We start from the raw sequence: 13,831 nt of genomic DNA on the forward strand, positions 1-13,831 counted from the left end.
TGCGCCGAACTTCGAGGCAGCGCAGGCGATCATGCGCAGCGCCATACCTCGCCTCATAGGGAGTGTTCAACATGAACGCGAGAACCTTTTCGTTGGCTGAGCCTGATGTGACCGACCACTTCGTGTGCGCCTCCGCGCGCGTCGAGCATGTGCAATGGCTTGCCCAGTCATTGGTCTCGACCGGCGCGGTCGAGGCGTCACCGCTCGATGGCGCATCGCTGTCGCAGCGTATCGGCGTATTGAATCCTGCGCTGGTATTTATCGATTTCTCCGGAGATTGTGCGGCGGCGAGCGCGGCCGTCGCAGCAGTGCGCGCGGCGCATCCGGGCATACCCGTCGTTGCGCTCGGTTCGGTCTCGCAGCCGGAAAGCGCGCTTGCCGCATTGCGTGCCGGCGTGCGTGATTTCGTCGATTTTTCTGCACCGGCCGACGAGGCACTGCGAATTACCCGCGTGTTGCTCGACAATGTCGGCGAGCCGGCGAGTCGTCACGGGAAGGTGACGGCGTTGCTCGGCGCACGTGCCGGGATGGGGGTGAGCACGCTCGCCGCGAATCTTTCGGTGCTGACGCAGCGACGGCCCGCGGAACCTGCACGGGCAACGGCACTCCTTGACCTGGGGTTGCCGGCAGGCGATGGCGCGCTGTTCCTGAATACACGCTGCGAATTTCATTTCGTCGAGGCGGTACGCAACCTGCGCCGTATCGATCGCACATTCGTGACGACAGCGCTTGCGCGTCACCCGAGCGGAGTGGCGCTGACGACACTGCCGCAGAACCTTGCCGATTTGCGCGACGTGGCGACTGCGTCGTGCTCAGGGCTGCTGAATCGGCTGCGTGCGTTTTTCGACAATCAGATTGTCGATCTCGGTGGTTTCTCGAATCGCGATTTCATCGGGCAGGTGGTGAATCTCGCGGATGAAGCGTGGCTCGTCTGCGACCAGGGCGTCGCATCGGTCGTGTCGGCAGTCGAACTGCTGGACGGGCTGCGTGATGCGGGTGCAGCGACCGACCGGATCCGGCTCGTCGTCAACCAGTTCGACCCGGATCTCGGGATGCTGCCCGCGCAGATCGCCGAGCGACTGAATTTGCCGCTCATCGCGACGCTGCCGTCACGACGCGTGCCGATCGGTCATGCGGCGAATCAGGGCAAGCTGATAGCAGAAATCGCGGAACGCGATCCGTACGTACGCGCGCTCGGTCCCCTTGTCGATCGCCTGGCTGGAGAAGCGGCATCGGGTGGGGCGCCGCGTGCGGCAAGCGGCCTCGCAGCACTGAAACGAATCATTCAATCCTCTACGAAGCGGTCGTAAGCGATGGCACACGACATTCAATTTGCCGACGGCGCGGCGCCGTTCTCGCAAACACAGCAGTTCCACGATATCAAGAATGCCGCGCACGAGCATCTGCTTACGCGGATCGAGGAACTGGGCGCCGAATTCGGCCGGTGGTCGCGACAGGCGATCAATCAGTTCGTCGATCTCGAGATCGACAGTTTCGTGCGGCTGCGACGCATTCCGCTGAACGAGAGCGAGGTACGTGCGGTTGCCGAGGCGCTGACAAAAGAACTCGCCGGCTTCGGGCCGATCGAGGACCTGCTTGCGGATCCGTATGTCGAAGACATCCTGATCAACGGTTACAACGACATCTACGTGTCGCGGCACGGGATTCTGGCGAAGCTGCCGATCCGCTTTACCGACAATGCCCACCTGCTGCGGATCGTGAGGCGGATTCTCGCCCCGATCGGCCGGCGGCTAGACGAATCGAATCCGATGGTCGATGCACGGCTGCCGGACGGAGGGCGCGTCAACGTCGTCATCGAACCGCTGTCGATCGACGGCCCGGTCGTGTCGATCCGCAAGTTCCGCAAGGATCCGCTGCGGCCGGCCGATCTGCTCGGTAACGGGACGTACAACGAAGAAATCGGGCGACTGCTCGAGGCCGCAGTCGAGGCGCGCTGCAACGTTCTCGTGTCGGGCGGTACCAGTTCGGGCAAGACGTCGCTGCTGAACGCACTGGCTTTTCACATTCCCGAAGCGGAGCGGGTCGTGACGATTGAAGACACGGCCGAATTGTCGCTGAATCATCCGCACGTCGTGCGTCTCGAGAGTCGTCCAGGCGGTTTCGACGGCAGCGGCATCGTGACGATTCGCGACCTGTTGCGCAACACGCTCCGGATGCGTCCGGATCGGATCATCGTCGGCGAAGTGCGTGGCGGCGAAGTACTCGAAATGCTGCAGGCGATGAACACGGGTCACGACGGGTCGATGGGTACCGTGCACGCGAGTTCACCGCGTGAATGCCTATACCGGCTCGAGATGCTTGCCGGTTTTGCGGGTTTTCAGGGTACCGAGGCAAGTTTGCGCAGGCAGATCGCAAACGCGATCGACTTCATCGTGCAGATCGGCCGGTTGTCGAACGGTCGCCGGCGTATCCTCTCGATCACCGAGGTCACCGGGATGTCAGACAATATCGTATCGACGCAGGAACTGTATCGCTACGAGGCGCGTGTCACCCCGGAGGGCGACGAGATCGATCATTGGGAATCGCTCGGCATTCATCCGCATTCGCCGAAGCTCGCGCGTTTCCGCAGCGCGCTCGTGTCGAGCGGCGGCTTCGGGCGTAACGGGGGCTTCAATGTCTAGCGCGGCATTGCTCGCGCTGATGTTCGCGCTGATTTGCGCGGCGGCGGGGCTGCTGCTTTGGCGCGGAAGCCATGTGCGGGAAGGGCGTGTGCATACACAGCGATTCTTCGACAGCCGGATCGGGCCGGGAGGGCGCGCTGCGCAGCCGGCCGACGATGCGCGTCGCGGGCGGGGCGCGGCGGTCGCCACAACGAACGCACAGGAACCCGAAAGCGGGTTCGCTCGCTGGCGAGCGTCAATGCTCGACGCATGGGTGGCGCTGTCCGACCGGGCGGGTCTCGACGAGGTGCGCGTCGGCCTGGTACTTGTACTCGCGGTCATCGCGTTGCTTGCGCTGTGGGCATGGGTGGTTGGCAGTCTGATCGCGGCAGTGGCCGCACTCGTCGCGGGCGCGGCGCTCGTCGCACTGTGGCTCGCGTCCCGCATTGGTCGACGTCGCCTGAAGATCGTTCGGCAATTGCCATCGTTTCTCGACGGGATCGTGCGTCTTGTTACGCTCGGCAACAGCGTGCCAGCCGCGTTCCAGGCCGCTCTGCTGACGACCGAGATGCCGCTTCGTCGCTGTCTTGACGATGTTTCGCGGATGTTGCGCACGGGCGCCGAGATCGATCGTGCGATGCTGCACATCGCGCGCATATATCGTATCCGCGAATTTGAACTGGTCGGCGCGGTGCTGCGTCTGTCGGTCCGATACGGCGGGCGCGCGGACGTGATGCTCGACCGGATGTCGATCTTCATGCGCGATCTCGAGCAGGCGGAGCGCGAACTGTCGGCAATGTCGGCGGAAACACGGTTATCCGCGTGGATACTCGCGCTGCTGCCGATCGCCATCGGCAGCTTCGTCGTCGCAACGAGCCCGCGATACTTTACCGCGATGTGGAGCGACGACGCAGGGCGTCGGCTGATCTACCTTGCATTCGTACTGCAGGCGGCTGGTGGCTTCTGGCTGTACCGGCTTGCGCGGTTGAGGTGACGGGATGGAGGCAAATCGTGTGGGCGCGCTTGCGCTCGTGCTTGGAGCGATCGGCATGCTGCTGCTCGCTGCGCTTGCGATCGTTCGCGTGACGCTGCAGCAGCGTGCCGAGCGCACGCTGCTGAAGGCGCTCGATCGCCGCACGGCTGCGGTTGAAGCGGCCGCGGCGCGCGGGGGGGCGGCCGAACCCAGGCGTGAAGTCGCCGTGCCGCCTGCGACGCGTACGCGTTTTGCGAGGTTGCGAGAGTGTCTCGAGGACGCCGGGATGCGATGGCTCGACACTGGCGTCGGCCGCTATCTGTTTGCCGACGAGGATCGCCAAATGCTGGAACAGTGCGGCTTCGTCGAAGCTCGGGCGCGTGGCCTGTTTCTCAGTGCGCGAATCGCATTCGCGGTCGGGCTGCCGGTGTTCGTCGGGGGACTTCTCGTCGGTCGGGCCTCGGGATCACGCTGGCTGCTGTCGACCTGCGTCGCGTTTGTAATCGGATTTATGTTGCCGAAGATCTACGTGCGCCGACGAGCAGCGGAGCGCCGGCAAGGTGTTTCGGCCGAATTGCCGCTCCTTGTCGACATGCTGAGATTGCTGCAGGGCGTCGGCCTGTCGTTGGATCAGAGCATCCAGGTCATCACGCACGATTTTCAGACGATGCTGCCGGTACTGTCGTGGGAGCTTGGCGTCGCACAGCGGCAGTTTGCGGCCGGGCGTACCCGTGAACAGTCGTTGCAGCGGCTCACGAACAGTTTCGACAACGAGGATCTGCGCGCGGTCGTGCGCTTGCTGATTCAGGTCGACAAGCACGGTGGCGCGGTACAGGAGCCGCTGAAGCAGTTCGGCGACCGGCTACGCGAAGGGCGGCGAGCATTGTTGCGTGAGCGGATCGGTCGCCTGACGGTAAAGATGACTGGCGTGATGATCGTCACATTGCTGCCCGCGTTGCTGATCGTCACCGCGGGGCCGGGGATCATGACCGTGCTGTCCGCGCTTGCCGCGTTCCAGCGTTGACGCGGTATGAAGGGAAGGAGCAACACGAGATGAATCGATTTGGAAGGATCCGCGCGATCGCAGGTTGGGCGGCGCTTGCGCTGCTTGCCAGCGGGTGTTCGCTGTTCAAGGAGTCTGGTTACGGAATCGGGGCGCAGGCCGAACGTGGCGCGCTGATGCAGGCAGCCGCCGACAAGAATGCCCCGCCGGATACGCCGGGCATGTATCTCGGGCTGATCGAGCGGATGCAAGGTCAGGGGCTCTATTTCGCATCACTTGCGCATATCGATCAGTACGAGAAGCAATATGGCATCTCGCCGGACACGATCCTGCTTCGTGCGGATGCATTGCGAGCGACTGGTCAGTACGACGCCGGAATAGCCGCATACACGAAGCTGTTGACGACGCCGCTTGCCGCGCGCGGATATCGCGGGCTCGGCCTGATCGCAGGCGTGCAAGGAGACTTCGCGCTTGCCGCGCAGCAACTCGATCAGGCATGCGCACTTGCACCGACCGATGCGGCGACGCTGTCCGATCTCGCGTATGCGCGGATGCGCGACGGTGACCTGCAGGCCGGGCGCGTGCCGCTGCTGAAGGCGGCCGAACTCGATCAGAAGAGCCCAAAAATCCTCAGCAATCTGGCGCTGTACCTGCTTGCAAGCGGCCGTGCGAAGGACGCGCGTCGGCTGATGGATCAGCAAAAACTATCGCCCGCGGTGCGAAACGAGATTCGCGACGATGCGGCGAAAATTGCCGCTGCGGCGCGCGCGAAGCAACTTGCAGCCATGCGAGCGCCGCACGGCACATCAGCACAGCCGGTCGCAAGCAGCGACGGATTGGATCTTTCCGTGCCGCTGCTACAGCGTTTTGCGCGATAACGAAGATATTCATGGAGGCCATCATGTTTCACCTTTCATCGATTCGCATGAGCGCGGCGTGCGTAGCGCTCGCGAGTTCGCTTTGTGCGGGGGGCGTTTATGCGCAAAGCGGTGCACCGGCGTCCGAGATCGACCATTCGACGAATGCATGGTTCGATCTGCAGCGCTCGAATCGCGCGGCCGGCGCACCTCAGCCGATTGATGGTGCTGCTGGAACGTATGCGTACCAGCGCTATCTCGACACGTTCAAGACGCCGATTCCGACGTGGTTCGGTACGATGTCGACGACGAGCGGCGGCAGCGGCAGCGGTAGTGGCGGTCCGGCCGGCGGCGAACTCGCACACTGACGGAGCGGGATAGTGAATACCCGGTACCGTGGGCGTACGCGTCGCCTCGCATCAGGACAGCGCGGCGCATTCTCGGTGATGGCGATCATCGGGTTGCTCGTCGCCGTCACGACGCTCGGTGTCATCGGTGTTGGCAACTTGTTCTATCAGCGTCGCGACGTGCAGCGGATCGCCGACATGGCTGCGCTTGCAGCCGTGCAGCGGATGGACGATGCATGCTCGCAGCCGGGAGCGACTGCGAACAGCAATGCGCAGTCGAACGGGCTGAGCCCGTCGAACGGCGACACGCTCGCGATCGTCTGCGGTCGTTGGGACACGGCGCTCAACCCGGCGCCGAGCTATTTTGCGTCCGCGGGCGCCGGAACGACGCAATTGAATGCGGTCAAGGTGACGATCACACGACAGGTGCCATTCTTCTTTGTAGGACCCGATCGAACGGTGTCAGCGGTGTCGACCGCGCGCTCGACGAACATCGATACGTTCTCGGTCGGCGCAACCATTGCTGCGCTCGGTGGCGTCGGTTGCACCGGCGGCTCGGTACCGACGTCCGGCAATCCAGGCCTCGTGAACGGGCTGATCGCGGCGCTGCTCGGCGCGAGCCTGAACCTCAATATCGGCTCGTATCAGGCACTTGCGTGCACGAACGTGAAGGTAGGCGACCTTGTCGTCGCGGCGGGTGTCGGCACGGTCGATCAGTTACTTGCACTGAAGCTCACGTTGCCTCAGTTGCTCCAGTTGATGGTGGACGCGGGGACGCGGACGACCGTCGCGAACGCAAACCTGCAGGCGAGCCTTGGTGCATTGCAGGCGATCTTGGCCGCCAAGGTTCCCGGCACGTCGATCAGCCTGGGCGGGACAGGTGGTCTGCTCAACGTCGCGCTCGCGAATACGCAGGCTGCACTCGACGCACAGGTGGATCTGCTCGATCTGTTGCTCGTCGGTGCGGAGATCGCGGCGGCCGGCAAGCCGGCAGTGACAGTCAATGTGCCGTCGCTGAATCTCGGCGGACTGACGGGCACGCAACTGCAGGTTCAGATCATTAGTCCCCCGTCGATCGGCATCGGGGAAGGCGGCATCGATCCCACGACCGGCACTTGGCGGACGCAGGCATCCACCGCCGCGGTGGGGGTGTATCTCAACGTCGATCTCGGCACGACGCAGTTGCCCATCGTCGGGGCGTTGCTGGGAGCGATCAATGTGGGCGTTGACGTCAATCTTCCGATCTACCTGCAAGTCGGCACCGGCACCGCGTGGCTGAACTCGACACGATGTGGACCCACACAGGCAACGAGCGCTGTCATCATTACCGCGCAACCGGGCGTTGCCAATCTGTGTATTGGCCAGCCACCGCTCGATGCGTCCGGCAAGATCAGCTTGTCGTCAAGCTACAGTTGTTCGTCGCCTGGGCAGATCATCAACGCGAATGTGCTCGGCCTTGCACAGTTGACGGCTTCGATGTCCAACGTATCGGTCCCGGTGCAAGGCGCGTCTCAATCGCATACGTTCAATGGCGTATCCGGAACCGATGCAAACTATTGGACGGTGAATTCAAATGCACTCGGTTCGGCCCTCAGTTCCGCTCTGAGTCAACTTGCGGTCGCGAAGATCACCGCCAACATCGGCTTGGGTGGAGTGAATCTTCTGTCGCTTCCGTCAACCTTCTTGTCTACGTTGCTGACATTTCTGACAAACCTGCTCGGCCCGCTCCTTTCGAGTCTGGACGCTGTCCTCGTTCCACTGTTGAATCTGCTCGGCGTTCAGGTCGGCGCAGCGACGGTCCATCAGATCTCGCTTAGTTGCGGGGTCGCCCAAACGGTTTACTGATGAAGATGAGAAACGCCCCCGCAATCGCAGAACTCGACCTCTACGTCTGGGAAGGCAAAGCGGACATCGTCGACCGCGTCGCCCGCTGCATGGCGAGCTTCGACGTCGAAGTGATCCGTGCCGACAACGCGGAGATCTCGCCCGAACGCGCCGCGTTGCGGCCATCGCTGGCGATCATCAGCGTGTCGATGATCGAAACCGGCGCGGCGTTCCTGCGCGACTGGCAGGCCAACATCGGCATGCCGGTCGTCTGGGTCGGCGCGGCGCGCGACCACGACGCGTCGCAGTATCCGCCCGAGTATTCGCACATCCTGCCGCTCGACTTCACGTGCGCCGAACTGCGCGGCATGATCGGCAAGCTCGTCACGCAACTGCGTGCGCATGCGGCCGAAACGTTACAGCCGTCCGAACTCGTCGCGCACTCGGAATCGATGCAGGCGCTGCTGCACGAAGTCGATACGTTCGCCGACTGCGACACCAACGTGTTGCTGCACGGCGAAACCGGCGTCGGCAAGGAGCGCATCGCGCAACTGCTGCACGAAAAACATTCGCGCTACCGGCACGGCGAATTCGTACCGGTGAACTGCGGCGCGATTCCGGACGGCCTGTTCGAATCGCTGTTCTTCGGCCATGCGAAAGGCTCGTTCACAGGTGCGGTTGTTGCGCATAAAGGCTATTTCGAGCAGGCGGCGGGCGGCACGCTGTTCCTCGACGAAGTCGGCGATCTGCCGCTGTACCAGCAGGTCAAGCTGCTGCGCGTGCTCGAGGACGGCGCGGTGCTGCGCGTCGGCGCGGCGACGTCGGTCAAGGTCGATTTCCGCCTGGTCGCGGCGAGCAACAAGAAGCTGCCGCAGCTCGTGAAGGAAGGCCTGTTCCGCGCGGATCTCTACTACCGGCTCGCGGTGATCGAGCTGAGCATTCCGTCGCTGGAAGAGCGCGGCGCGGTCGACAAGATCGCGCTGTTCAAGTCGTTCGTCGCGCAGGTCGTCGGCGAGGACCGGCTCGCCGAGTTGTCGGATCTGCCGTACTGGCTGACGGATTCGGTCGCGGACAGCTATTTCCCCGGCAACGTGCGCGAATTGCGCAATCTCGCGGAGCGTGTCGGCGTGACGGTGCGGCAGACGGGCGGGTGGGATGCCGCGCGGCTGCAGCGGCTGATTGCGCACGCGCGCAGCTCGGCGCAGCCGGTGCCGGCGGAAAGTGCGGCCGAGGTCTTCGTCGATCGCAGCAAGTGGGACATGAACGAGCGCAATCGCGTCATCGCGGCGCTCGACGCAAACGGTTGGCGGCGTCAGGACACGGCGCAGCAGCTCGGCATCAGCCGCAAGGTGTTGTGGGAAAAAATGCGCAAATATCAGATCTTCGACGAAGAGCCCGAGACACGCGAAAGCGAATAATTAATGAGATAAAATCGCGCTGGATTACAACGACTCGGGCGGGGAATAAAAACTTCATGAGCCATATGACGGGGTTGGGGCGGGCGTGTGTGTTGTTCGCCATGGTGGGGGGCATGCAGGGCGCTTACGCGCAGGGGCTGGCAGGCAGCGATTCGCCGGCGGTGCAGCAGGCGTCGGCGCCGGTGGCAGCGATTCCGGTGATCGATTCGCAGGTCCAGACGTCGGTGCAGCCGCAGGCGGGCGAGACGACGGGGCCGAGCACGGTCGACGACCTGCAGCGCCAGATTCAGGCGCACACGCTGACGGAAATGCGCACGAGCTACAACGGCAGCTACGGTGCGAGCCTGCTGTTCAACGTGAAGGACGGAGCGTACTTCGTCGCGCTGTTCCAGCAGAAGGCGTTCTGGCGCGTGATCAAGACTCACGACGAAACGCGCGCGGAAGCGATCTATCGCGATTTCTCGCATCAGGCGGAGCGGCTGGCCGTCAACGAACTGCGAGCGACGAAGCTGGAGTCGCAGAAGGCGCAAATGGACAAGCAGATCGAAGTCACGCAGGACCGTGCGCGGCGTCTGCAGGCCGATATCTCGATTGCACGCCAGCAGCAGGCAGCGGTCGCGGATCGCCAGAAGAGCGTACGCAGCGAGACGGTCGCGTTGCAGGCGCAGCAGGCCGAACTCCAGTCGCAACTGCGCGCGTTGCAGCAGCAGGTGCGTTCGCTGCAGCGCGAGGCCGACGCGGGCCTGCCGAGGACGGCACGCTGAACCGAGAGTGGCGGTGCGGCGACTTGCCGCGCCGGCCGCACAAGAGAAAAGGGCAAGCCCGTTGGCTTGCCCTTTTGTTTTACTGGCCGTCCGGCACGATTCGCCGGCGGCGGGTGACGATCACCGGCCCGTTGCCGCCGCGTGCATCCGACGGCGACGTGTTGCCGGATGCGTCACCGGTGTCGCGCGGCGCGCCGTAGCTTTCGCGCGGTTCGCGGGGTTCGCGCGGTGCGCCATAGCCTTCGCGCGGTTCACGCGAGCCGTAGCCTTCGCGAGGCTCGCGGGAGCCATAGCCTTCACGCGGTTCGCGGGAACCGTAGCCGCCGCCGTCGCCACGCGATTCGCGCGGGCCGCCGTGCGAGCCGTACGGGCTGTGACCGCCGCCTTCACGGCCGCCGGGGCGCCCACCGGTGCGCGGGCCGCGGGGGCCGCCGCCGCCCGGGCGCGAGCCGCCCGTGTCGAGCTGGATCGTGGAAATCGCGCGCTTGTAGATGCCTTGCAGACCCACGGGGGTGCGCAGCATCACCAGGTACTGGTCGAACGACTCGATACATCCCGTCAGACGAATGCCGTTGACGAGATAGATTTCAACGCGCTTACGTTCCTTGCGCGCCGAATTGATGAAGTCGTTTTGCGGATGGGATTCTGCGGGATTGGCCATTGAGGTGCGGCAGGAGCCTGCGTCAGAGAATATGTTGTGCGTGTGTGGCGTGTTGGTCCACAAGGCGTTTGGCGGAATTCTACCCTGTTCGATAGGGAAGCGCGCAGTCGTGATTGTGTCGAACCGTAACCCACTATAGACGTTCCGACGCATTTTCGCGATTCGGCCGAACGGCCAAAGCCGTTTCGTTACGTCGCGTTACGACTCTCGCAGCGCCGTATCACCTCGGTGCGCGCGCTGTGCCTACATTACTCGCGCGAGCCGGATGGGCCGGCATATCAGGGATCCAGAACATGAACAAGAGGCGATGGGCAGGGTGGGTCGGCGGCGTGGCGTTGCTGGCTTCCGGCAGTGCAATGGCGGGGCATGTCGACCTGTCGGTCGGCATCGGCGTACCGGTCGCGCCGGTCTATGTCGAGCCGGCACCGGTCTATGTGGCGCCGCAGCCCGCGGTGGTCGCCTATCCGGGCTACGGATACGGCTATTACGGCGATGACGACGACGATCGCTACCGCAAGTGGCGCAAGCACTATTACAAGCATTGGCGCAAGCACCACGGCGACGACGATGACGATTGAACCCGAGGTCGGCCCCGCCGGCGCGCATCAGAACGCGTAGTCGGGGTTTTTCGGGTCGAATGCGGTGTCGTCGAGCGTCGCCGGCGCGATTTTCTCGATGATGATCCGCTCGAAGATCTTGCCGTCGTTGTCGTAGGACTCGACGGTCCGGAAATAGGGCGCGTGCAGGTCGAGCCCGAGGACTTCCTTCTTCGCGTAGAACTGCGGTCGGCCGGTCGGCGTTTCGTAGGTGAGCGCGACGACGCGCACGCCGCCGATCGTTTTGGCCTCCACCCGGGTCGGCCGCTGCACGCCGGCTTCCTGGTATTTCTTCCCTTCGGTCAGGTACAGGTTCGTGATGAACTCGGTGCCGAGATCCTTCACCTGGTGATTCGACTGGGCGCGCGCGAGCGCGCCGTCGAGCGCCGTCCACAACGGAATCTTGCCGAGCAGGCCGCCGAGATGGCCGTACATCTCGTCCTTGCGCTGCGTCGTGTCGTAGATCGTTTCCTGTCCGGCATGCGCGCCGCCCGGCAGCCATTTCGCATACACCCGCAGCGGCTCGCGGGTGGTTTTCACGAGCATGCGGTCGGGCGTGTCGGACCATTTCCCGCTGATGCGCTCCTGACGCACCATCGTGAACTGGTACGACGGATAGCCGTTGGGGCCATTACGGATATAGAGCGGCACGGCGAGCGGGTCGAGCGCCTTGAAGAGCGTCGTGAGCGTCGCGTCGTCCAGCTGCGCGAGCGTGCCGCGCTGCGCGGCCGTGCGCAGCCAGCGCGCCTGTTGCGCGACCGGGTCGCGCGTGATTTTCGCCAGGTCCGCCGGCAGCGCGACCTCCTGTGCCGCGCTCGCGGCGTCGGCCGCTTCCTGCGCATGCAGTCCCGGCCGAGCGAGCGACAGCATGCACGCGACCGCCGCGGCGGCAGCGTGCCACGCGCTGCGCTTCTTTCCTGCGTTCATCGACAGCATCTCCCGGAGCGATGGATCGTTCAGTCTTGCTTCGCGGTCTTGATCCTGGCGAGTTCCTCGTCGCGCAGCGCGCGGCGCAGGATCTTGCCGACGTTCGTCTGCGGCAGTGCGTCGCGGAACTCGACGAATTTCGGCATCTTGTAGCCGGTCAGGTTCTTGCGGCAGTGCGCGAGCACGTCGTCGACGGTGAGCGACGGGTCGCGGCGCACGACGAACACCTTGATCCGTTCGCCCTGCACCTCGTCGGGAATGCCGATCGCGGCGGCCTCGCTGATGCCCGGATGCATCACGAGCACTTCCTCGATCTCGTTCGGATACACGTTGAAGCCCGACACGAGGATCATGTCCTTCTTGCGGTCGATGAGGCGGATGAAGCCGCGTTCGTCCATCACGCCGATGTCGCCGGTGCCGAGCCAGCCGTCGGCGTCGATCGCCTTGGCCGTCTCGTCTGGGCGCTGCCAGTAGCCGCGCATCACCTGCGGACCGTGCACGCACAGCTCGCCCGGCTCGCCGATCGCGGCCCAGGTACCGTCCTCGCGGCGAAAGCGCACGACGGTGGACGGCGCGGGCAGGCCGATCGAACCGCTGAACGAGGCCATGTCGTTCAGGTCGACGGGATTCATCGTGACGATCGGCGAGCATTCGGTAAGCCCGTAGCCTTCGACCACCGGTCGGCCCGTCACCTGCTGGAAGCGCTCCGCGACCGCACGCTGCATCGCCATCCCGCCCGCCATCGCGAGCTTGAGCTTCGAGAAGTCGCGCTTGCGGAATTCCTCGTTGTCGAGGAACGCGTTGTACAGCGTGTTGATGCCGGTGATCCCCGTGAACGTTTCGTTGCGGATGATCTTCATCACCATCTTCATGTCGCGCGGGTTCGCGATCAGGATGTTGCGCCCGCCGAGCCCCATGAAGATGAACGCATTCACCGTCAGCGAATAGATGTGATAGAGCGGCAGCGGCGTGAGCACGGTTTCGACGTCGCCCGAGACCTGGTCGGCGATCCATGCCTTCGCCTGCAGCAGGTTCGCGATCAGGTTGCCGTGCGTGAGCATCGCGCCTTTCGCGACGCCGGTCGTGCCGCCCGTGTATTGCAGGAACGCGAGGTCGTCGCGCGTGATCTGCACCGGCTGCGGTTTGCCGCGCGCGCCGAGCGCAAGTGCGGAGCGCAGCCGGATCGCCTGCGGCAGGTGGTAGGCCGGCACGAGCTTCTTCACGTGCTTCAGCACGAAATTGATCAGGCGTCCTTTCGCATTGAAGCCGTCGGCGAGCAGGTCGCCGAGCGCGGTGACGACGATGTTCTTCACCTGCGTTTCCGGCAGCGCCTCCTGCAGCGTGCTCGCGAAGTTCTCGAACACGACGATCGTCTGCGCACCGCTGTCCTTCAACTGGTGCGCGAGTTCGCGCGCGGTGTAGAGCGGGTTCACGTTGACGACGATCGCGCCGGCCTTCAGCGTGCCGAACAGCGCGACCGGATACTGGAACGTATTCGGCAGCATGATCGCGACGCGGTCGCCGGGCTTCACGCCGAGGCTTTGCAGATACGACGCGAACGCGTCGACTTTCTGCGCGAGCGTGCGATAGGTCATCGATGCGCCTGCGCTCACGTAGGCGACGCGCTCGGCGAAGCGTGTCGTGCATTCGTCGAAGAACTGCACGAGCGATGCGTATTGAGTGACGTCGATTTCGTGCGGTACGCCGGGCGGGTACGACGCGTACCAGATACCGTCGGTGTTCGGCGGAACCTGGGCCGCTGCGGTTGCTGCGGAAGATGACATGACGTGTCTCCGGTCTTTGCTTTCGGCGCGGGCAGGCGCTTCGATGCCTGCCCGTG

13 protein-coding genes are annotated in these 13,831 nt (G+C 64.1%); 10 read left to right on the forward strand and 3 right to left on the reverse strand.

The annotated features are described in order from the left end of the window. Positions 1 to 71 precede the first annotated feature (71 nt). From MRS60_RS07470 to MRS60_RS07510, 9 genes are read left to right on the forward strand one after another with little or no spacing between them, the layout of a single operon-like run. Positions 72 to 1,310, forward strand: coding sequence for a fimbrial protein (locus tag MRS60_RS07470; protein WP_034184262.1), 1,239 nt, complete (start codon positions 72 to 74; stop codon positions 1,308 to 1,310). A 3-nt stretch (positions 1,311 to 1,313) separates the two neighbouring features. Beyond that, positions 1,314 to 2,642 carry a CpaF family protein gene (locus MRS60_RS07475; protein ID WP_034184050.1) on the forward strand — a complete coding sequence of 443 codons (1,329 nt, stop codon included), beginning with the start codon at positions 1,314 to 1,316 and terminating at the stop codon, positions 2,640 to 2,642. Then, on the forward strand, positions 2,635 to 3,615 hold the full coding sequence (locus MRS60_RS07480) for a type II secretion system F family protein (RefSeq protein WP_034184051.1): 981 nt from the start codon (positions 2,635 to 2,637) through the stop codon (positions 3,613 to 3,615). The genes MRS60_RS07475 and MRS60_RS07480 overlap by 8 nt, the downstream gene beginning before the upstream one ends. A 4-nt stretch (positions 3,616 to 3,619) precedes the next feature. Continuing rightward, complete coding sequence (locus tag MRS60_RS07485; protein ID WP_105393191.1) at positions 3,620 to 4,618, forward strand: type II secretion system F family protein; 999 nt, start codon at positions 3,620 to 3,622, stop codon at positions 4,616 to 4,618. 29 nt (positions 4,619 to 4,647) lie between these two features. Further along, positions 4,648 to 5,475, forward strand: a complete 828-nt coding sequence (locus tag MRS60_RS07490) for a pilus assembly protein (protein ID WP_034184263.1) — start codon at positions 4,648 to 4,650, stop codon at positions 5,473 to 5,475. Between the two features lie 23 nt (positions 5,476 to 5,498). After that, entirely contained in the window at positions 5,499 to 5,822 is a 324-nt protein-coding gene (locus tag MRS60_RS07495; protein WP_034184264.1) for a DUF3613 domain-containing protein, read from the forward strand. Positions 5,823 to 5,834: 12 nt separating this feature from the next. Further along, positions 5,835 to 7,646 (forward strand): TadG family pilus assembly protein, encoded by a 1,812-nt coding sequence (locus tag MRS60_RS07500; protein ID WP_175749343.1) that lies wholly within the window; start codon positions 5,835 to 5,837, stop codon positions 7,644 to 7,646. Between the two features lie 5 nt (positions 7,647 to 7,651). Continuing rightward, positions 7,652 to 9,043 (forward strand): sigma 54-interacting transcriptional regulator, encoded by a 1,392-nt coding sequence (locus MRS60_RS07505; RefSeq protein ID WP_111017925.1) that lies wholly within the window; start codon positions 7,652 to 7,654, stop codon positions 9,041 to 9,043. Positions 9,044 to 9,099: 56 nt separating this feature from the next. Further along, positions 9,100 to 9,807: a DUF2968 domain-containing protein gene (locus MRS60_RS07510; RefSeq protein WP_034184054.1), complete on the forward strand. Its 708-nt coding sequence runs from the start codon at positions 9,100 to 9,102 to the stop codon at positions 9,805 to 9,807. Positions 9,808 to 9,886: 79 nt separating this feature from the next. Here MRS60_RS07510 and hfq read toward each other — a convergent pair whose 3' ends face one another. Next, positions 9,887 to 10,468: an RNA chaperone Hfq gene (gene hfq, locus MRS60_RS07515; protein ID WP_034184055.1), complete on the reverse strand. Its 582-nt coding sequence runs from the start codon at positions 10,466 to 10,468 to the stop codon at positions 9,887 to 9,889. Between the two features lie 293 nt (positions 10,469 to 10,761). Here hfq and MRS60_RS07520 point away from each other — a divergent pair, with 293 nt between their 5' ends. Then, positions 10,762 to 11,046, forward strand: a complete 285-nt coding sequence (locus MRS60_RS07520; protein ID WP_034184056.1) for a PXPV repeat protein — start codon at positions 10,762 to 10,764, stop codon at positions 11,044 to 11,046. Positions 11,047 to 11,073: 27 nt separating this feature from the next. Here MRS60_RS07520 and MRS60_RS07525 read toward each other — a convergent pair whose 3' ends face one another. Then, on the reverse strand, positions 11,074 to 11,991 hold the full coding sequence (locus tag MRS60_RS07525; RefSeq protein WP_243565483.1) for a DUF1571 domain-containing protein: 918 nt from the start codon (positions 11,989 to 11,991) through the stop codon (positions 11,074 to 11,076). A 29-nt stretch (positions 11,992 to 12,020) separates the two neighbouring features. After that, on the reverse strand, positions 12,021 to 13,775 hold the full coding sequence (locus MRS60_RS07530; protein WP_131948492.1) for an AMP-binding protein: 1,755 nt from the start codon (positions 13,773 to 13,775) through the stop codon (positions 12,021 to 12,023). Positions 13,776 to 13,831 lie beyond the last annotated feature (56 nt).

Source organism: Burkholderia pyrrocinia, assembly GCF_022809715.1.
Taxonomy (GTDB): Bacteria; Pseudomonadota; Gammaproteobacteria; order Burkholderiales; family Burkholderiaceae; genus Burkholderia; species Burkholderia pyrrocinia_C.

Coding starts and splice junctions, on each gene's coding strand:
- MRS60_RS07470 (WP_034184262.1), top strand. CDS start 72: ATGAACGCGAGAACCTTTTCGTTGGCTGAGCCTGATGTGACCGACCAC.
- MRS60_RS07475 (WP_034184050.1), top strand. CDS start 1,314: ATGGCACACGACATTCAATTTGCCGACGGCGCGGCGCCGTTCTCGCAA.
- MRS60_RS07480 (WP_034184051.1), top strand. CDS start 2,635: ATGTCTAGCGCGGCATTGCTCGCGCTGATGTTCGCGCTGATTTGCGCG.
- MRS60_RS07485 (WP_105393191.1), top strand. CDS start 3,620: ATGGAGGCAAATCGTGTGGGCGCGCTTGCGCTCGTGCTTGGAGCGATC.
- MRS60_RS07490 (WP_034184263.1), top strand. CDS start 4,648: ATGAATCGATTTGGAAGGATCCGCGCGATCGCAGGTTGGGCGGCGCTT.
- MRS60_RS07495 (WP_034184264.1), top strand. CDS start 5,499: ATGTTTCACCTTTCATCGATTCGCATGAGCGCGGCGTGCGTAGCGCTC.
- MRS60_RS07505 (WP_111017925.1), top strand. CDS start 7,652: ATGAGAAACGCCCCCGCAATCGCAGAACTCGACCTCTACGTCTGGGAA.
- MRS60_RS07510 (WP_034184054.1), top strand. CDS start 9,100: ATGAGCCATATGACGGGGTTGGGGCGGGCGTGTGTGTTGTTCGCCATG.
- hfq (WP_034184055.1), bottom strand. CDS start 10,468: ATGGCCAATCCCGCAGAATCCCATCCGCAAAACGACTTCATCAATTCG.
- MRS60_RS07520 (WP_034184056.1), top strand. CDS start 10,762: ATGAACAAGAGGCGATGGGCAGGGTGGGTCGGCGGCGTGGCGTTGCTG.
- MRS60_RS07525 (WP_243565483.1), bottom strand. CDS start 11,991: ATGAACGCAGGAAAGAAGCGCAGCGCGTGGCACGCTGCCGCCGCGGCG.
- MRS60_RS07530 (WP_131948492.1), bottom strand. CDS start 13,775: ATGTCATCTTCCGCAGCAACCGCAGCGGCCCAGGTTCCGCCGAACACC.